15 protein-coding genes are annotated in these 20,105 nt (G+C 49.7%); 9 read left to right on the plus strand and 6 right to left on the minus strand.

Annotated features, from left to right (window positions below; all coding sequences use genetic code 11):
* The first annotated feature begins 45 nt into the window (after positions 1–45).
* Positions 46–3,627 carry a transporter substrate-binding domain-containing protein gene (locus tag AC4PME_RS12165; RefSeq protein ID WP_491045545.1) on the plus strand — a complete coding sequence of 1,194 codons (3,582 nt, stop codon included), beginning with the start codon at positions 46–48 and terminating at the stop codon, positions 3,625–3,627.
* Between the two features lie 33 nt (positions 3,628–3,660).
* Here AC4PME_RS12165 and puuE read toward each other — a convergent pair whose 3' ends face one another.
* Both puuE and AC4PME_RS12175 read right to left on the minus strand, forming a co-directional pair.
* Entirely contained in the window at positions 3,661–4,581 is a 921-nt protein-coding gene (gene puuE, locus AC4PME_RS12170) for an allantoinase PuuE (RefSeq protein WP_491045546.1), read from the minus strand.
* Positions 4,578–5,231, minus strand: a complete 654-nt coding sequence (locus AC4PME_RS12175) for a TetR family transcriptional regulator C-terminal domain-containing protein (protein WP_491045547.1) — start codon at positions 5,229–5,231, stop codon at positions 4,578–4,580. Before AC4PME_RS12175 ends, puuE begins: the two co-directional genes overlap by 4 nt.
* Positions 5,232–5,687: 456 nt before the next feature.
* Between AC4PME_RS12175 and xdhA the strand changes: the two genes are divergently transcribed.
* From xdhA to AC4PME_RS12210, 7 genes are read left to right on the plus strand one after another with little or no spacing between them, the layout of a single operon-like run.
* Positions 5,688–7,127, plus strand: a complete 1,440-nt coding sequence (gene xdhA, locus AC4PME_RS12180) for a xanthine dehydrogenase small subunit (RefSeq protein WP_491045548.1) — start codon at positions 5,688–5,690, stop codon at positions 7,125–7,127.
* Positions 7,120–9,477 (plus strand): xanthine dehydrogenase molybdopterin binding subunit, encoded by a 2,358-nt coding sequence (xdhB, locus tag AC4PME_RS12185; protein WP_491045549.1) that lies wholly within the window; start codon positions 7,120–7,122, stop codon positions 9,475–9,477. Before xdhA ends, xdhB begins: the two co-directional genes overlap by 8 nt.
* Complete coding sequence (xdhC, locus tag AC4PME_RS12190; RefSeq protein WP_491045550.1) at positions 9,474–10,325, plus strand: xanthine dehydrogenase accessory protein XdhC; 852 nt, start codon at positions 9,474–9,476, stop codon at positions 10,323–10,325. The genes xdhB and xdhC overlap by 4 nt, the downstream gene beginning before the upstream one ends.
* On the plus strand, positions 10,322–10,828 hold the full coding sequence (gene uraD, locus AC4PME_RS12195) for a 2-oxo-4-hydroxy-4-carboxy-5-ureidoimidazoline decarboxylase (RefSeq protein WP_491045551.1): 507 nt from the start codon (positions 10,322–10,324) through the stop codon (positions 10,826–10,828). Before xdhC ends, uraD begins: the two co-directional genes overlap by 4 nt.
* Before the next feature lie 9 nt (positions 10,829–10,837).
* The gene (gene uraH, locus AC4PME_RS12200; RefSeq protein ID WP_491045552.1) at positions 10,838–11,161 is read left to right on the plus strand and encodes a hydroxyisourate hydrolase; all 324 of its coding nucleotides are present in this window, start codon (positions 10,838–10,840) and stop codon (positions 11,159–11,161) included.
* Between the two features lie 11 nt (positions 11,162–11,172).
* Positions 11,173–12,465: a guanine deaminase gene (guaD, locus tag AC4PME_RS12205; protein WP_491224044.1), complete on the plus strand. Its 1,293-nt coding sequence runs from the start codon at positions 11,173–11,175 to the stop codon at positions 12,463–12,465.
* Positions 12,466–12,467: 2 nt separating this feature from the next.
* Positions 12,468–13,676: a urate hydroxylase PuuD gene (locus AC4PME_RS12210; RefSeq protein WP_491045553.1), complete on the plus strand. Its 1,209-nt coding sequence runs from the start codon at positions 12,468–12,470 to the stop codon at positions 13,674–13,676.
* A gap of 35 nt (positions 13,677–13,711) precedes the next feature.
* Here AC4PME_RS12210 and AC4PME_RS12215 read toward each other — a convergent pair whose 3' ends face one another.
* Both AC4PME_RS12215 and AC4PME_RS12220 read right to left on the minus strand, forming a co-directional pair.
* Complete coding sequence (locus tag AC4PME_RS12215; protein ID WP_491045554.1) at positions 13,712–15,979, minus strand: xanthine dehydrogenase family protein molybdopterin-binding subunit; 2,268 nt, start codon at positions 15,977–15,979, stop codon at positions 13,712–13,714.
* Between the two features lie 10 nt (positions 15,980–15,989).
* The gene (locus AC4PME_RS12220; RefSeq protein WP_491045555.1) at positions 15,990–16,445 is read right to left on the minus strand and encodes a (2Fe-2S)-binding protein; all 456 of its coding nucleotides are present in this window, start codon (positions 16,443–16,445) and stop codon (positions 15,990–15,992) included.
* A gap of 255 nt (positions 16,446–16,700) precedes the next feature.
* Between AC4PME_RS12220 and AC4PME_RS12225 the strand changes: the two genes are divergently transcribed.
* The gene (locus AC4PME_RS12225) at positions 16,701–17,846 is read left to right on the plus strand and encodes an aldo/keto reductase (protein ID WP_491226077.1); all 1,146 of its coding nucleotides are present in this window, start codon (positions 16,701–16,703) and stop codon (positions 17,844–17,846) included.
* 6 nt (positions 17,847–17,852) lie between these two features.
* Here AC4PME_RS12225 and AC4PME_RS12230 read toward each other — a convergent pair whose 3' ends face one another.
* Complete coding sequence (locus tag AC4PME_RS12230) at positions 17,853–18,746, minus strand: LysR family transcriptional regulator (protein WP_491045557.1); 894 nt, start codon at positions 18,744–18,746, stop codon at positions 17,853–17,855.
* Between the two features lie 77 nt (positions 18,747–18,823).
* Positions 18,824–20,104: a GDSL-type esterase/lipase family protein gene (locus AC4PME_RS12235; protein ID WP_491045558.1), complete on the minus strand. Its 1,281-nt coding sequence runs from the start codon at positions 20,102–20,104 to the stop codon at positions 18,824–18,826.
* Position 20,105: the final 1 nt, after the last annotated feature.

The following is a 20,105-nucleotide window of genomic DNA, read 5'->3' on the forward strand; positions in this document are numbered from 1 at the left end:
TAAAAGTTAACAACAGGGATACAAGTCAAACAGACAGGATTAATTGTGCAGTGCAAAAATCCGGGAGCCGGTCCACTCATCAAACGTGAACACTTTCCGTTTTTTATTCCGGCATTTTTATTGTTTCTTATCTGTTTACCATTCTTTGCACCGGCACAGGATGCAAAGATTGCGCCTGACTCCCATAGTCAGGATAAGCTGAAAATCGCCATCCTTCTTCCCAACGACACGCCATTCTGGATGCGCGTTCTCAGCATGACTGAGCAAGCTGCAGAAGATCTTGACGTCGAACTCATCGTTTTTTCTTTCAATCTATCGCCGGAAAAAATGCGGCAAATGACCAGAGAAGCCCTGGACAGTGATATTGACGGTTTGATTTTTCAGGCCTGGGGTGATGCAGAAAAAGAGGTTCTGGCGCTGGCAGAAGAGCGTAAAGTTCCGTCTATATTGATAAATAACCGGATGCCGGACTCAACCCTTAAGCCACGAAAACAATTCAAATACTGGCTGGGCAGCATTACTGCGGATGACTATTCCATCGGAGAGCGATTGATCAGTGGTCTAAGCCGCTTTACACATATTCACCGCACCGTAGACAGCCATAATGTACTCGCCATAGCCGGAGAGCCCGGCGATCCTTCCTCAACACGCCGCCTTGCAGGTTTACAGGCCTATGCAGACAGGCACCCTGAGATACAGCAGATTCGGGTTGAGTACGCTTACTGGAGTGAAGCCGAAGCCGGTGAAATTTTTGAGAAAGCCTGGATGGATAACCCGGATATCACAGAAGTGTGGTGTGTGAGCGATCTTATAGCAAAAGGCGTGGCGGATAAAATAGCTGAAATGGGGATCGCTGACCCGCCGGCAGTCGGCGGTGTCGACTGGGATACACCGACGGCTGACTATCTTGAATCGGGCCAGATCGTGGTCAGTATAGGTGGTCACTTTATGGATGGCGCCTGGGCAGTCGTGATGCTGCATGATTATCTTAACGGAGTGGATTTTGACAGCCAGAGAATTGAATTTGATTCTTTAATGATTACAGCGACACCGGATGATCTCACCCGTTACCTGCCCTTTTTTCAACTGCAACCGGACGGTATTCATTTTGACGGTCGCTCACTGATCAGAAACCCGCGCCTGATTAGCCACGATTTTACCCTCAGCGAGATCCTGAACACAGATGCCGTTTCAGAACCACTCCGGCTGACTGAACAGGAAAAAGCCTGGTTAGCGGCATATCCGGTGATAAACGTTGCCGGTGAAACCAACAATGTGCCATTCAATTACACAGATGAAAGCAACAACAGCACAGGTTTTGCCATTGAGTTGCTGCGCTATGTGGCAAGCCAGACGGGTTCGCAAATGAATATAATCCGCAGTGACAGCGCCGAATACCTCAAAGAGGCTACCGCTAAGGGGCAAATCCATGTGATGCCGGTAATAAATCCGAAAGACACCCGACCTGATAGTCTTCTTCTTTCCGACAGCTATTTGTCTTTATCGCAGTATTTTTTTTCAAGACCCAATACAGCGCAAATAAGTCGTCTGCAGGATACCGGAAACCGCACACTGGCAGTACCTGAAGACGATGAGATCCTTGCGGCCCGCGTAGCCCTGCTCCCTGACCTTCGCATTATCGAAGTGCCGGATTTAGAAGCAGCCATTATGGCTGTTTCCTCAGGGCAAGCGGATCTGCTTGTCAGCAATTATGCATCTGTAGCCTGGTATCTGGATAAACATTTTATTTCCAATATTAAAGTGAATGGTCTTCTGACTGAATATGGCAATGCAGAACTTCATATGGCTGCCGGTCCTGAGGCCGCACCGTTTATGCAGGTTGTGAATAAAGCCCTTGCCACTATGCCAGCCAGTACGCGCAGTGCGCTGATTTATAAATGGCTGAGAGAAAACTCCAACGATTCATTTTATGCCGCAGAGCAAATCAGCCTGACAAGAGAAGAGCGTGACTGGTTAAAAACCAAAGAAACTATAAGACTAGGCGATGATTTTAAGGCGCGGCCGTTAAGCTTCCTCAACAAAAACGGAGACTTCAGTGGTTTAAGTGCAGATTTCATCCGTCATTTTACCCGCCAGTTAGGAATACCGGCAGAGCTGACAATAACGAAAACCGGTGTCCCTGCAGAACAGCGTCTGAAAGAAAAGTCTCTGGACATCATGCCGGCTCTGATTAAACCTCTGCAGCCTGCCACAGATATCCTTTATACCGATCCGTACTTGCTTTTTCCTGTGGTCATAGCCACCAGCACCAGTCAACCGCCGGTAAACAACCTGTGGCAACTTGCCGGAAAAGAAGTAGGCATTATGAATAACCATCTTGCAGAGAAGCTGGAGAAAGAGCACGCAGACCTCACATTCAGGCGCTTTAAAACAACCGGTCAGGCGTTCTCTGCGCTCTCAGCCGGTAAGATTGATGCTGTACTGGGCAATCTTGCGGTGATCAGTGCAGCAGCGGCTGACAGCGAAAATCAAAGCTTTGCAATAACCGGAGCTACAGGTTATGCCGATGAAATAGTCATAGGCGTCAGAAGTGACTGGTCTGAATTTGTCAGCATGCTGAATAAAGCCATTGCCGCCATGGATATGCAGGAACGGGAAGCATTAAAAAATAAATGGCTGCGTGTGAACGTAGAGATCGGCACCGATACCCTGACCATTGTTATGTGGGCGCTGCCTGCCACTATACTGGCCTGCTCTGTCATCTTTTATATCTATTTGTCGAACCGCAGGCTGAGCCAGGCTAAAGCCCAGATATCTGCCAGAACAAAAGAGCTGGAGAATACGAATCAGTCCCTTGAAGACACACTGTCAGAACTGAAATTTTCACAAAAACAGATGCTTGAACAGGAGAAAATGGCATCGTTAGGCAGCCTGGTCGCCGGCGTATCTCATGAAATTAATACGCCCCTTGGCATATCGGTAACGGCAATCAGTCATGTTGAACACCTCCTCGCAGAACTTGAACAGCGTTTTGACAGCAACAAGGTGACCAAAACCTTCATGCAACGGTTTATCAAAGAAGCGCAGGAAGGCAGCCTTGCCACGTCACTGAATTTATCCCGTGCCGCAAACCTGGTAAAAAGCTTTAAAAACATCTCCATGGACCACAATCAGGATTCGGTAAGAACCATTGACCTTGACCAGTATCTCAATGAAGTTCTCACCTCGTTACAGCCGCAGATCAAAAAGTCCGGTCATGAAATCGTGTCCGGTTGCGCTGAAAATATTGTCAGTGAAACCAGACCCGGTGCCATCGCACAAATTCTGACAAATCTCATTATGAACTCCCTCACCCACGCCTTTTCATCCAATGAAAAGGGCATGATTACACTGCATGCCAGACAAATTGGAAGCACCATTGAGCTGATTTACAGTGATAACGGCTGTGGCATGAATGAAGAGCAGTTAAAGCGCATCTTTGAGCCTTTCTTCACCACCAAACTGGGTGCTGGCGGCAGCGGGCTTGGCGCCCATATTATTTATAATCTTGTCACCAATGCACTTCAGGGGACAATAAAAGTGGAAAGCTCTCTGGGTATGGGAGCCAAATTTGTGATTTGTTTTCCGGTCAGACTGAATCAAACAGATAACGGCGTCACAGACTGAAGCAGTAAGACGCCGTTATGCAGTCACAACACGTTAATCTCCGCTATACGGGAAGTGTGTTTGCCAGTGTTTTGCAATCTCTTCCCGCGTTGCCAGCCATACCTTGTCATGACTTTGCACGTATTCAATAAACCGCTTCAAAGCTGCCATACGGGCCGGACGACCCACGATACGGCAATGCAAGCCGATTGACAGCATTTTAGGCTGGCTGGCGCCTTCTTCGTAGAGAACATCGAAAGCATCTTTCAAATATTCAAAGAACTGCTGACCACTGTTAAATCCCTGCGGCGTGGCAAACCGCATATCGTTGGTATCCAGCGTGTAAGGCACCATCAGCAGCGGCGCACCGTTTTGGGTATCGTAATAAGGCAAATCATCCGCATAAGAATCTGCGCAGTAGAGAATATCGTCCCGCTCTGCAATCAGCTTTAACGTGTTGGGGCTGGTGCGGCCTGTATACCAGCCTGCAGGCTTTTTGCCGGTGAGTTTTTCATGCAGATTGACCGCATCTTCAATTTGCGCCCGCTCGGTTTCGATATCCATATCCTGAAAATGAATCCAGCGCATGGCATGACTGGCGATTTCCCAGCCGGCATTCAGCATTGCCTCAACCGCTTCCGGATGACGCTCCATGGCCATAGTGACACCAAATACGGTAACCGGTACCGCTTTTTCTGTCAGCAACCGGTGCAGACGCCAGAAACCCGCACGGCTGCCGTATTCATAAAGCGATTCCATGCTCATGTGGCGGTCAGGATACGGCTGCGCACCGACAATTTCTGACAGAAAAATTTCTGAATGGGCATCACCGTGAAGCACGCAGTTTTCACCACCTTCTTCGTAATTCAGGACAAACTGTACTGCAATTCTGGCTTTACCCGGCCACTGTGGATCAGGAGGATTAGCACCATAGCCTTTCAGATCACGGGGATAACTGTTGCTAACATCACTCATGCTGTCACAATCCTGTATTTTTCCGGTACCGTTAAACCGCAACCGGTCAACGTAACGGTTACCAGATGCCTGGTGGCTTCTTCAAAATCCGCTTTTTTCATTTTCGCGCCGCGAAGACGGGTAATTTGCGTTGAAAAGTCCGCGTAGTGCTGGGTGCTCGCCCAGATATTGAAAAGCAGATAATGGGGATCGATGGTCTGCATTTTCCCCTGCTCTGTCCAGGCTTTTAAAATAGCCACACGACCGGCCATCCAGTCGCTGTGTTCATCATCAAAATAATGATTCAGGTTTGGCGCACCATTGATAATTTCCATGGCAAAAATCTTCGAAGCCAGCGGGTGTGTTCTCGATAACTCCATTTTTTCGGCAATGTAATCTGCCAGCATTTGCGCAGGATCATCATCTGCAGTGGCTTTATCGAAACTGGAATTCCATAACGACATGGTTTCCTTAAGGACTGCCAGATAAAGTTCCTGCTTGGACTTGAAGTAATACAAAACATTGGTTTTAGGGAGTCCTGCTTTATCTGCTACCTGCTGAACAGATGTCCCTCTGAATCCCTGAGCAGCAAATGCTTTCTCTGCTGCTGCCAGAATGATCGCCCTGTTACGGGCTCCCACACTGGCATCCACTTTTGATGCTTGAGTCATGACGCCTTTTTGTTCCTTTTGAAATGGTCAAACCTGACTATTCAGTCATAGTGCCACAGTTGCTTAAATCAGTGATAAATTTTTCATTTATAGAATATTCTTGCGCGTATAAAACATTGCGCATACATCTTGCAGCGATTTTTAAAACAAAGGTCAGACGGGCTTTGTAAGGGTGAGTGAAATGCTGCGCACTCATCTTTTAAACAGCTACTGAAGTGCAGTTGGTTAACAGAATCTGATTTTTAGCCGCTGACGATACGCTGATTAAAGAACAACCAATTTTGTAAGCACGCACTATAAATGTGCACAAAATCGTGCAAATTGCACCGTAAAGATACACGCCACTCGTAATGGCCTTTTTTTAACATAAAAATCTGACCATATGGTCTACTTTTTAATTTAGAATACAGATATAGTAATGCATTCAAGCATTTTGAAATCTACATGGAGTTCGGTATGGTCCGTTTTCTGTTGAACAATGAACCTGTCGAATTGCAGGTGAGCAACCCGAATATGACGGTGCTGAATTTCCTTAGGGAACAGCAACGAAAAACGGGGACAAAAGAAGGTTGTGCAGCCGGCGACTGCGGCGCCTGTACGGTAGTGGTTGCCAGTCCTTCCGACGATGGCAACAGCCTTAACTACACCACCATCAACAGCTGTATTGCGCTGATGTCTTCGCTGCACGGAAAACAGCTCATCACGGTAGAAGATTTAGCCTCTTTGCAAGCACAGCATCCTGTTCAAACTGCGATGGTGAAACATAATGGCTCCCAGTGCGGCTTCTGCACGCCGGGTTTTGTGATGTCGGCCTTTGCTTTTTACCATTCTGATAATGCTCCCGAACGGGAAAATGTGATAGATGCGTTATCAGGTAATCTTTGCCGGTGTACAGGTTACCGTCCCATTATTGATGCCACCATTGATGCCTGTTCAAATAAAACCGCAGACAAGTTCGATGAACAACAGGCAACAACCCTTGCCAGATTACAAGCGCTTAGCCGTGAAGACGTCACAGAGGACAGTCAGTTACTCATGCCTGAAACCCGCGAAGCATTGCAAAAAGCCATTGCAGACAACCCGGATGCAACGCTGGTTGCCGGCAGTACCGACCTGGCCCTTGAGATCACGCAAAAACATCAGTCTTTTAAAACACTCATCAGTTTAAGTCAGATGCGTTGCCTGCAGGAGGTGGACGTTACTGAATCGCATATCATCATCGGCGCGGCTGTGCCTTTGTCCCGGGCAATGAAAACGCTGGTGAGCCACTATCCGGCATTAAAAGAATTATTCACCCGCTTTGCTTCTCTGCCTGTGCGTAATCAGGCAACCATGGGCGGAAACGTTGCTAACGCTTCCCCCATCGGCGATACACCGCCACTGCTGCTGGCGCTGAACGCTGATATTGTGGCGGATAATGGCAGCGACACCCGCAGCATTCCGGCAAACGCCTTTTTTACCGGTTATCGCCAAACTGCGCTGCAGAGCAATGAATGGATCAGCGCCATTCATATCCCCTTACCTCAGCCGGACCAGCATCTGGCAGCGTATAAAATATCGAAGCGGATGGAAGATGATATTTCCGCCGTGCTTGCCGTATTTAACGTGGGGATCAGCGATGGTGTGATCACCTCTGTTGCCAGCGGATTCGGTGGTGTTGCTGCCACACCTGTGGAGTGTACCGCTTTAGCGGCGTCTCTGGTGGGGAAGCCCTGGCGCGACGCACAAACACTGTCAGATGGGAAAAATCTTCTGACGCACGCTTTTAATCCTATTGATGATGTACGCGCTACGGCAGCATACAGAAAACAGGTATTAGGCAATTTATGGCACCGGTTCTGGCTGGAGAATCAGCAGGACAACCTTATTCCGACGCGGGTGGTACATCATGCGTAAACTCATTCAAACCCCGGCGGTTGCAGACGCCCGTCAGGCACCGGCATCCAGTCCGTTAGGTAAAAACAAGGCGCACGAAAGTGCAGAACGTCAGGTAAGCGGTCAGGCAAGATATGTTGACGATATGCCCGAACCGGCCAACACCGCGTACGCAGCCATCGGCGTAAGCAACTGCGCTGCCGGTGAAATTGAACATATTGATTTACAGGCCGTCCGTGACAGCGAAGGTGTTATCGATGTTATTACCGTCAGCGATGTACCCGGACATACCGATATCGCGCCGGTATTTGACGGCGATCCTGTGCTTGCTGACAAGCAAATCCTGTTTCACGACCAGCCTGTTTTTGCGGTATTAGCCACAACTACGGAGCTTGCCCGGCGTGCAGCACTTAGGGGCACCATTACTGTGAAGCCGGGATCTGCTGTGCTGTCAGTAGACGAAGCCCTCGGGAAACAATCCTTTGTGCGCCCTACCCATGCTTTCGGTAACCCGGACGCCATTAATACGGTTAACGCTTCACCTTACAAAGTGTCCGGCAGCCTGAACATTGGTGGTCAGGAGCATATGTATCTGGAAGGTCAGGTCTCACTGGCCGTGCCGGAAGAAGAAGATCGCATGATGATCTACACCTCCAGCCAGCATCCCAGCGAAGTGCAAAAACTGGTGGCTGAAGTGCTGGGCGTAAAGCTGCACCGGGTCACGGTTGATATGCGCAGAATGGGCGGCGGTTTTGGTGGTAAAGAAAGCCAGGCCGCACAGTGGGCGTGCATCGCCGCTATTCTTGCGCAGCGCAATCAGCGCGCAGTGAAATGCCGCCTGGCCCGCTCTCAGGACATGTGTGTCACCGGCAAACGCCACCCCTTTGAAAACCACTGGCAAACCGGTTTTGATGAAGCCGGCATTATTCAGGGCGCGGACATCACTGTAAACGGCAATTGTGGCTACAGTGCTGATTTGTCTGATGCCATTGTCGACCGCGCCATGTTTCACGTAGATAACGGCTATTTTTTAGGTGACAGTCATGTTGTTGGTCACCGCCTGAAAACCTCTTATGTATCCCATACGGCTTACCGCGGATTTGGCGGTCCTCAGGGCATGATTGTGGCCGAAGCCATGATAGATGGCATCGCAAGAACCTTAAAAGAAGACCCGCTCACTATCCGCAAGCGTAACCTTTATGCCAAAGCGACGGGGAATATCACCCCCTACGGCATGGATATTGGCGATAATCTGCTACCGGAAATGATTGGGCAACTGGAAACATCCTGCGAATACTGGCAGCGCAGAGAAGCGATCACCGGTTTTAATCAGTCCAGTCCGGTAATTAAAAAAGGGCTGGCTCTGACGCCGGTGAAATTTGGTATTTCATTTACTGCCAAACACCTCAATCAGGCCGGTGCGCTGGTGCATATTTATACCGATGGCAGCGTACAGGTTAATCATGGCGGTACGGAAATGGGTCAGGGACTTCACACCAAAATTGCCCAGATTGCAGCCCATGAATTTGGTATCGATCTCGCAGATATAGAAGTTACCGCTACACGCACTGATAAGGTGCCGAATACCTCACCTACTGCCGCATCATCGGGCACCGATTTGAACGGTAAAGCCGTCCAAAACGCCTGTCTTGAGTTGAAAGCCAGACTGGTTGCCTTTTGGGCGAAACAAAAGGGTCTGCCTGCAGAAGAGGCGGTGTTCGCCGACGGGCACCTGATACTGGGTGATGAGCGTATTGCGTTTTCAGAGCTCATTCAGGCGGCTTACATTGGCCGGGTTTCGTTGTCTTCAACGGGCTATTACAAAACCCCTAAAATTTTTTACGACCGCACCACAGGTTCCGGTCGTCCCTTCTTTTACTTTGCTTATGGTGTCGCCGCATCAGAAGTCTCCGTTGATACCCTCACCGGTGAATATAAAGTTGACCGCGTAGATATTCTTCATGATGTGGGCGCCAGTCTGAATCCGGCTATCGACAAAGGCCAGATCGAAGGCGGCTTTATTCAGGGCATGGGCTGGCTGACATCGGAAGACCTGAAATGGGATAAAGAAGGTAAATTGCTGTCGAATAACATGGCAACCTACAAAATCCCTGCCATTGGTGATACACCGCCGGTGATGAACGTGGATTTATTCGACCGTCCTAACGACGAAGACAGTATTTACCATTCAAAAGCGGTGGGCGAGCCTCCATTTATGCTGGCGATATCGGTGTGGTGTGCGTTAAAAGATGCCATTTCATCACTCAGTGATTACACCGTTGACCCTGTTCTGCCGGTGCCTGCTACCCCGGAAAATGTACTCAATGCCATCACTGCTTTGCAGCAGGCTGAAGCGGAGACATTATCATGAGACATCCCCGTAACTGGTTTGATGCCGTAAGCTGGTGCCACCGGCATGCACAGGGTTACGTGCTGATCACCGTACTCACGGTGGCGGGTTCAGTACCAAGAGAACAAGGCGCGAAAATGGTGGTTACCGGCGACCGTCAGTTCGATACCATTGGCGGTGGTCATCTGGAGTTCGATGCGGTAAAAAAAGCCCGTGCTTTTTTAGCCACCGGCCAGTCACAACAGCATATCGAATCCTACCCGCTTTCAAGTAAATTAGGGCAATGCTGTGGCGGAGCCGTGAAGGTGCTGTTCGAAATCAACGTCAGCCACTGTCAGACACTGGCCATTTTCGGTGCCGGACATGTCGCTCAGGCGCTGATCCCTGTTCTGGCACAACTGCCTCTGAATATTAAGTGGATAGACAGCCGCCCGGATGCCTTTGCAGAACTGGATGTGCCGCCAAATGTGACAACAGTCTGCGACCCCCAGCCCGAAGGTGAAATCCCTCTTCTTCCGGTGGACAGCTGGCTGCTTATTCTTACTCACGATCATCAGTTGGATTATTTACTGGCAGAAACAGCGCTGAAGATAAATCAATTTCCTTATGTGGGCATGATTGGCTCTGACACAAAAGCCAGACGCTTTCGTACCAAACTCGCCCATCGCGGACTTGGCGATGCCGCGGATAACCACTTTGTTTCACCGGTAGGTAACCTGGCTATTCCGGGCAAAACGCCCATAGAAGTTGCTGTGTCAGTCAGCGCTCAGATTATTGAACGCCTGCACAGCCGGCCGGCGCCCGTTGCACCTGCCGTCACACAAAGCCGGACTCAGGAAAACGATAACAAGGATAACGTATCAGCATGAACGTAAACACGCTAAACGCCCTGCCCTGGCAGGACGCCATGCGCTGGTTTTCACAAACCTGTGCAGCAGAAAAATGGGCATCTATGATGACGGACAAACGCCCTTATTGTGATGTGGCCGATATACAAAATCACGGGAAGGCAGTCTGGGAGACCATGGAAAAGGACGATTTGTTGCAGGCATTTGCCGCCCACCCCATGATTGGTGACATTAATTCATTGCGCAGCAAATATGCCAGCACCCGCGCTTTAGCTGCCGGAGAACAAAGCGGCACGGCTGACGCTGACGATGCCACCCTTTATGCGCTGAAAGAAAAAAACGAAGCGTATCTGGCCAGGCACGGCTTTATTTTTATTATTTGTGCCTCAGGCCTGCCGGCAACAACCATGCTGAAAGCGCTGGAAAACAGGCTGAACAACAGCACGGAAGCAGAGCTGAAAAATGCCGCAGCAGAGCAGATTAAAATTACCTGCCTGCGTATCAGCAAAGCGATTAACAGTTAAGGAGCGGTTATGATTTCTTTATCCAGTCATGTTCTGGACACCACATCAGGCAAGCCCGTAAGTCAGTTACCACTGACACTGACTTTTCCCGACGGAAAACAGGTTAATGGCATGACTGACAGCGACGGTCGCTGTAAAAGCTGGGGTGACGCAGATTTCCCTCAGGGGACTTACTCATTACGGTTTCACTGCCAGGATTACCTGACAGAAAAACACGGCGAAAGCTTTTACCCGTTTGTCGATATTGCTTTTACCATGCAGGAAAGTGGCGGTCATTATCATGTACCTCTGCTCATTTCACCCTTCGGCTTCAGCAGTTACCGGGGTAGTTAGTGAGTAATACGATTCAACTATTCCGTGCGAAGATACTGCATTTCCCGCAGCAAACAGATTCACCGCAACAGGATGCGGTGTGCTACCCCGACGGCGCTCTGGCGGTTCGCGGCGAGCGTATCCTGGCCATTGGTAACTTTGCCGATGTAGTATCCGACTATCCTGACAGCATGTTGCACGACCACAGAAATCACTGGATCATGCCGGGCCTTATCGACAGCCATCTGCACTTTCCGCAAACAGAAATGCTGGCCTGTTATGGCGAACAGTTGCTCAGCTGGCTGGAAAATTACACCTTTCCCACCGAAAAGAAGTTCGCCGACACGGACTATGCATCCGCGATGGCGGACGTATTTTTGCGTCAGCTTTTAAAAAACGGGACAACAACCGGCTTAGTTTACCCCACCGTGCACGCCGGTTCCGTTGATGCGCTTTTTGCTGCAGCATCAGCAAAAAATATGGCGATGGTAACCGGTAAGGTGTGTATGGATCAGAATAGTCCTGCCGGCCTCGCCGATTCGCCTCAGCTAGCGTATGAAGCATCACAGCAACTGATTTCATCCTGGCACAACAAGGGGCGTAATCTGTACGCGATCACCCCCAGATTTGCGCCCACCAGCAGCCGTGAGCAATTGTCTTTACTCGGATCACTGGCCGCTGAACACAGCGACGTCTTTATTCAGACCCATTTGTCTGAAAATCAGAAAGAAATTCAGTTGGTACAACAACTGTTTCCCGAACGTAACGGCTATCTGGACGTGTATGACCATTATGGTCTGGTGCGGGAGCGCAGCGTGTTCGGGCATTGTCTTCACCTGACAGAACAGGAGTGGCAGCGCATGGCAGACGCGCGGGCGACTATCGCCTTCTGCCCAACGTCAAACCTGTTCTTGGGCAGTGGCTTGTTTGATTATCAAAAAGCGAAGAGCTTGAAAGTCCCCGTTACTCTGGCCACTGATGTAGGCGCAGGTACAACCTTTAACCTGTTCAGAACCTACGGTGAAGCCTACAAAGTGTGTCAGATGCAGCAACAAGCATTGTGTCCCTTAACCGGTTTATACCTGATGACGCAAGGTGCTGCCGTGGCACATAAACTTCAGCACGAAATTGGCAATTTAAACCCCGGCACTTTCGCCGATTTTATTATTGTCGACCCCGCCTTTGATGAATTAACGTCCCACCGGTTACATGACCGTGATACCGCAGAAGAGGTGCTGTTTGCACTGTCCATGCTCGGTGATGACCGGATGATAATAGAAACCCGGGTTGCCGGCACTGCGCAATACCGCAAAGAGGAGAGATAAGTATGGAAGGACTCGACTGGTTATCCCTTTTTGTCCGCTGGTTTCACGTGATTGCAGGTGTTGCCTGGATTGGCGCATCGTTTTATTTTATCTGGTTAGATAACAGCTTACGCACACCGCCTGAATGGAAGCAGGAAAAAGGTATTAAGGGCGATCTCTGGGCGATACATGGCGGCGGCTTTTATGAAGTCGCTAAATATGCCTATGGCCCGGAAAGCATGCCTGCGACATTACACTGGTTTAAATGGGAAGCCTATACTACCTGGTTAAGTGGCTTTGCCCTGCTCATCATCGTTTATTACTTCGGCGCGTCTGCCTATCTTATCGATCCGTCCGTAAATGCCCTGAGTCCGCAAACGGCCATTTTGTCGGGCCTCGGGATCATTTTTGGCGGGCTGGCCTTGTATGAACTGGCATGCCGCAGTCCGCTGGCTAAATCGCCCAAACTGTTTGCATTGTTTTTAATCATGATGATTTGCATTGCCAGCTGGCTGACCACCCAGCTGTTCAGTGGCCGTGGCGCTTATATTCATGTAGGCGCACTGGTGGGCACCATCATGGTGGCAAATGTATTTTTAAACATCATGCCTAATCAGCGAAAAATGGTGGCAGCGGTGGCAGCAAAAGGTGAAATCGACCCGGCCTGGGGCGCCAGCGCAAAATTACGCTCTGTGCACAACAACTACCTGACGTTGCCGTTACTGTTCATTATGATCAGCAACCACTATCCGATGACATATCAGCATCCGCAAAACTGGCTGGTACTCATTGCTATCATGGCCCTGTCTGCCTGGATAAGACACTTTTTTAATTTGAAACATCAGGACATTAAAAAGCCGTCTATTCTGGTATCCGGTGCGGCGGGCATGTTGTTACTGGCAATTTGGGTATCTATGCCCGTCACCCAGCAGGAAAGCACGGCAGCGGCTTCAGCGCCACAGAATGACCAGACGGCATTGTCTGCTGATGACAAAGCCGTTCAGACGCTTATCACCACGCATTGCACAAGTTGCCATGCTGCGAGCCCGACAGATGATATTTTCAAGGTTGCGCCACTGGGAGTGAAATTTGACAGCTGGCAGGATATTAAGCGTTATGCGCCGCAAATTTATCAGCGCTCAGCCGTTAGTAAAGACATGCCCTTTATGAATAAAACCGGCATGACAGACGAAGAACGTCAGGTCATTGCTAAATGGTTCAAAGCGCAATAAAGCAAAACGCCCGCATTTCAGCGGGCGTTTACTTATCAGGCTTTCAGTAATTCAAGCTTATGCACAAAAGGCTGCTCATAGAACCGTTCGCCGGTGTGCTGATACAAGGCGTTAGCCAGTGCAGCAAAAATTGGCGGGAACGGCGGTTCACCTAAACCGGTTGGATCGGTATGACTTTTCACAAAGCTGACATCAACGGATGAAGGAGTTTCGTTCATTCTGATCATGCGGTAGCGGTTAAAATTGTCCTTATCCGCCTGACCGTCTGTAAACGTCATTTCCCCAAACATCGCATTACCGATACCGTCGATAACCGCGCCCTGCACCATGTTAGATGCCGCTATGGGATTCACCACAATGCCGCAATCCACACAACTGAACACTTTATCAGCCCGTGGCGAGCCGTTCTTCTCAGTCACAGTAACAACGTGTGCAGCATAGGAGTTGTGGCAATAATAAGCGCCGACCCCTTTTTTCACCGATGCCGGTAACGTATCCCAGCCGGATTGCTCCCGCACCTGCTTTAACACGCCGGCATAACGGGCTGCATCGTAATCATTGTGCTCGCCCACCGGTGACGATATGGCTTTCTCAAACAGTGCCAGCCTGAAATCAATGGGATCTGCGCCGGCAAGTTCTGCCACTTCGTCAAGAAACGCCTGCTCAGATGCCCCCATGAAATTAGAACGCGGTGCCCGGAATGCACCGGTAGTAATATTCGACTGTACCGCATCACCACGGGCCAGATAATTGGGTACCGCGCCTGCCGGGAACCGGTCTGCGTGAACAGAATGCTCAGGCACGCCCACCCCGTCGACCTGATAAGCAATTAACTGATTATTTTCATCCAGCGCCGCTTTGAAACGTGCCATGTAGGTTGGCCGGTAAATGCCCATGGTCATGTCATCTTCCCGGGTATACATCAGCTTCACCGGCTTTTTCATTCTGGCTGAAATAGCCGCCGCTTCTACCAGATAATGTGAATAGGCACGACGCCCGAATCCACCGCCCATCCGGGTCATTTCGATACGCACTTTGCCCGGCGGCACATTTAACCGGCTGGCCACGGAGTTGACGATAAAGCCGGGGGCTTGCAGCGGGCCCGCTACGTGGACACCGTCATCAGTCACATTGGCATAGAAATTCATTGGCTCCATAGTATTGTGAGCCAGATAAGGCGCATAGTAAGTACGCTCTATGACTTTTTCATTGTTTGCAAGTGCAGCTGCCGTATCGCCATCCTGCCGTAATACCGGCAAATCAGACGCTAACAGGGCTTCCATTTTTTCACGATGGGACGCCGTGCTTTCCAGTCCGCCTGGAATAGCCATATCTACGAGTGTACCGAAACGATCCATTTTCTCTGAATAGCTGTCGAAGGTTTTCCACTTAACCTGCAAGGCTTTTTTCGCTTTTAATACCTGCCATGTTTTCTCACCCATAATAGCAATGAGTTTGGTAAACGCCGTGGTATCAAAATAATTGCGGGTGTAATCCGGCTCCATGGCATCAAACACAAACGCATCCATAATGCCGGGCATGGTCTTAATGGTTTCCAGATCCGCGCTGTCCAGGGTTTTACCAAACGCAGGCGGGTGGACTAAACCGGCAATTAACGTCCCTTCTGTTTTATAGTCAATACCAAACAATGGCTGGCCGGTGACCACTTTATGCCCTTCCAGATTGGTTTTCGACTGACCGACAATGGAAAAATCTTCAGGTGCTTTCAGGGCAATTTCTTCTGGTAAAGTCAGTAATGCGGCGTCCTGCGCCAGTTCTGCAAAGGTTGCTGACTTTCCGCCGGGACCGGATACCACGCTATTTTTGGCTGTCAGTGAGGCAACAGGCACTTGCCACTTCGCGGCGGCCGCCATCAACAGGAGTGTCTTTGCACCCGCGCCGGCCATACGCAAGCTTTGCCATCCCTGCCGGATGGACTGGCTGCCACCGGTAAACTGGCGCTGATAATCATCAGGGCTGTAATCCGCTGTTTTCGCAGTAATATCTTCCCAGTTTGCGTCCATTTCCTCAGCCAGGATCATGGGCATTGATGTCATCACGTTCTGGCCAAACTCCGGATTCGGGACCATAGCGGTAATACCGCCGTCCAGTGAGACAAGAATATAGGCATTTAAACGCACAGGTTGAGCATCTGTGGCTGTTTGCGCCTGTGCAGTGCCCAGCCAGCTGAAATTAATCATCAGGCCGCCTGAGGCTGCCACAGAGGCTTTAAGAAATTGACGGCGCCCCATTGAGGTACGGAATAACCGCCGGCCCGTTTTAGACATAATGTTTTCTGACATAACAGGCTCCTTACGCTTTTGCGGCGGTTTTAATGGCTTCTTTAATCCGCAGATAAGTACCGCAACGGCAAATGTTCCCCGACATAGCACTGTCTATTTCTTCATCGGAAGGATTCGGGTTACGTTTTAACAGTGCGGCTGCATTCATGATCTGTCCGGTCTGACAATACCCGCACTGGGCAACATCCTGCTCTACCCAGGCAATTTGCAACGGGTGATCGCCTTTCTCTGACAACCCTTCAATGGTGGTGACAGCATTACTGCCTACGGCAGAAACCGGCACAGAGCATGAGCGGACAGCATTCCCCCCCACATGAACAGTGCAGGCACCACACATCGCCATACCGCAACCGAACTTGGTGCCGTGCAAGTCCAGGTCGTCTCTCAAAACCCAGAGTAAAGGGGTGTCTGCGTCAGCATCCACTTCTCTGGACGCACCATTTACGTTGATTTGATAGGTAGGCATAAAAACCTCATTTTTGTGGTGGTAACCTGTTGTTAACAATTTACTGCTTTGTGTCACGGTCTCAATTGATATTAATGGCATGAGTTAATGAATAAAGCTCATGAATAAAATACGCTCCTGTCACGTTACTCTTCTGAGGGTTCAGACGGATTAATCTGAAAAATTCATTACTGCTTTCACAATTCATCACTAATACTTCAAACCGGTACACGCTAGTGTAGTTAACAATTTGTGAAACGTCTTAATACAGGAGTCATGATGTCAGATAACGCGGTTAAACCAGAGAACACAGGTCGTCGCCAATTTATGAGAACCGCGTCGATGGCCACAGCGGGCATTGCGGCATCTCTTACCTCTGGCATTCAGCCTTCTCAGGCGTCGCCGGTAAACGCGCCTGCATCATGTAATACCACTGTTGGTGAAAATCACCGCATGTTGGGTAAATTAAAGGTATCGCCAATCGGATTAGGCTGCATGAGCATGTCCAGTGGCAGTTACAACCCTCCCCGCACGGCAAAAGAAATGGTTCCTGTTATCAGAGGCGCTTTTGAGCGGGGCGTGACATTTTTTGATACTGCTGAGGTGTACGGTCCTTTTACCAACGAAACCATTGTCGGTGAAGCTCTGCAACCCATCCGCGATAAAGTGGTGCTGGCCAGCAAGATGGGCTTTAAATTTGATGAGAACGGACAGCGTGCCGGACGTGACGCCAGACCGGAATCAATCCGTAAGACCGTAGACGGCATGTTAAAACGCCTCAGAACAGACTACATTGATTTACTGTACCTGCACCGTGTCGACCCCAACGTCCCCGTGGAAGAGGTGGCTGGCACAGTGGCTGAACTGGTGAAGGAAGGTAAAGCCCGTCACTTTGGTTTATCAGAGGTCTCTCCTGCTACATTAAGAAAAGCGCATAAGGAATTCACGGTTACTGCGGTACAAAGTGAGTATTCCATTATGGAGCGTTCTGTAGAAAATCAGGTGCTGACTACCTGCGAAGAGTTAGGTGTGGGTTTTGTTCCCTGGGGCTCAGTCACCCGCGGCTTCCTCGCAGATAAGTTTAATGAATACAGCCGTTTTTCTGACGATTCCCGCTTTGCTTCTGTCCCTTACTTTACCCCGGAAGCAATGGTCAAAAACCGGGAATTACTCGATATGATCAGGCAACGGGCAGTTGAGCGCAACATGTCCCCTGCGCAGTTTGCCATTGCCTGGTTATTATCAGTAAAACCCTTTATTGTGCCTATTCCCGGCACCACAAAATTGCATCACCTGGAAGAAGACATTGGTGCAATACACACCCGGTTTTCCGACGCAGAAATGGCAGATTTCAGACGGCAATTTGCAGGTATCGAACTGGTGGGTATGCGCCCTGATGACGCTGCCTTAACTGATAAGTAAGCCGGTTTACTCCGGCTTTTCTCTCATCGCTTCGACAAACAGAGAAAATGCCGGAGAATACTGACTCCGGTTGGGGAAATAGAGATAGTAGCCCGGGAATTCATCACACCATTCATCTAAAATACGTTCCAGCCGGCCAGCTTTGATATCTTCCAGCACCATGCCTTCCGGCAAATAGGCAATACCCACTCCCGCTAACACAGCATCATGAATGAAGGTGGTTTTGTTTGAGGTAAATTGCCCCTCAACCCGCACGTTTACGTCGTGGCCATCTTTTTCAAAGTCCCACACCAGCAGCCGTCCGTAGGTTGGCAAACGTAAATTAATACAGTTGTGTTCTGACAGGTGGCGGGGTTCAGCAGGTTTTCCCGCTTTTTCGAAGTATTCCGGTGTGGCCACCACCGCCATGCGAAGCGGCGGCGAGATGCTCACCGCAATCATGTCTTTTTCAACACTTTCTCCCAGGCGGACACCCGCATCATATTTTTCCGCCACAATGTCAGTCAGAGAATAATCAATGGAAAGTTCGATATTGATATCCGGATACTTCACCATAAAACTGCGGACTTTGGGCCAGATGACGGTGCGGGCCGCATGTTCTGCGGCTGAAATTCTGATGGTACCGGCCGGCTTATCTTTCAGGGCATTCAGTGAATCCAGTTCGTTCTCAATTTCGAGTAACCTGGGCGCCACGGAATCGTACAATTTTTTGCCGATTTCAGTGAGGGACACACTGCGGGTTGTGCGGGTAAGCAGACGTAAACCCAGCCTTTCTTCAAGCCCCTTAATGGTATGACTTAACGCAGATTGAGAGACTGATAAACGCGCCGCTGCACGGGTAAAACTTTCTTCCTCGGCAACGGCGGTAAAAGCAATAAGATCGTTCAGTTTTGTTTTCATAATTCAGATAGTTATCCGGAATTAGCTGGAAACCTGCAAAACCCGAATTTTAGCACAAAACCGTGTTTCTCTTATCGTTATTTGTCCAAATTTTCCTTTTTCAGCGCAGAAAACCAGGGAACAAGCGCCTGTGCCCAAAGCCGGTATCCGGCTTCATTCGGGTGGAGTAAATCGGGCATAATATCTTTGCTTAATATTTCGTCTCCGCTCAAAAAAACATCGTTGATATTGGTGTAGAAAACGCCTTTTTCTTTTGCAATATGTGCCAGAAGACGGTTTGTTTTCTGATTATTAATCCGTTCGGGAGACATGGCATTTTCTCCCCTGGGAAATATGCCGGTAAGCAAGACAGCACTGTCCGGCATTTTCTGTTTTATCCGGTCAATAATGTTACTTACACCACGGGCAATATGTTCCGGCGGATCCATCCGGTGCCCCGTATTGTTGGTGCCGATCATCACAACCGTGATGGCCGGCGACAGGCCGTCTAATTCACCCTGTTCAATGCGCCAGAGCACATTTTCGGTTCTGTCGCCGCCGAAGCCCAGATTTAACGTGGGAACATCCGGAAAATACGCTTTCCAAACCGTTGCGCCCTTGTCTTCCCAGCCATGGGTAATTGAGTCGCCAATGAGCACAACCTCTGGCCGGATCATCTGCTTTTCTGCCAGTTTCTGGTGATGGCGCTTCATCCACCAGTCATCAGCCCAGAATGCCCGCAGCGGGGCCGGCGTAATACTTTGGGTATCCTGATCCGGACACAGGATATTTCCCGGCTCATTCGTGGTAATTTTCACCCCTGATACGGCAATATCACCGGAACCGTAAAAGAATAGTTTGAAAGGCTCGCTCACATTAGAAAAGTCGGCAAATTTGCCGGAAAAACACTTAACCGGGATGCTAACGTGCTGCCATCCTGCACCTTGCCATTTTACTGCATCAGGCCATAAATCGACGACATAGTGGCAGTTCTCACCACAATCTATGCCCGCCTGCAACCCGGCCTTGTTGACATCGTCTACCCTTAAGTCAAACGTCAATGCTGCCGCTTCCGGTTGATGTATCAGATTCAGGTTAACAGGGCTATTCACTTTAAGATAAGCCCGTCCCTCCCAGGCTTCAGTAAACACGATCCTGCTCACCGGCTGTCCGGCCGGATGGCTACTTTCCTGTGTAACGGTCACTCCGGGGATCTCAGTGGTGAGGCCGGACACCGCCACGCTCTCACCGCCGTTTTTTATTTGCAAATCGGATAACGAAAAAGTGACTTCTTCCGGTACTTCATGGGTGTCGGCACTCCTTTGCGCCGCACAGGCACAAAGGAGCAGTACCCCGCTAAGACAAATTAACGTCCGCATG

The organism is Alteromonas sp. (assembly GCF_984505615.1).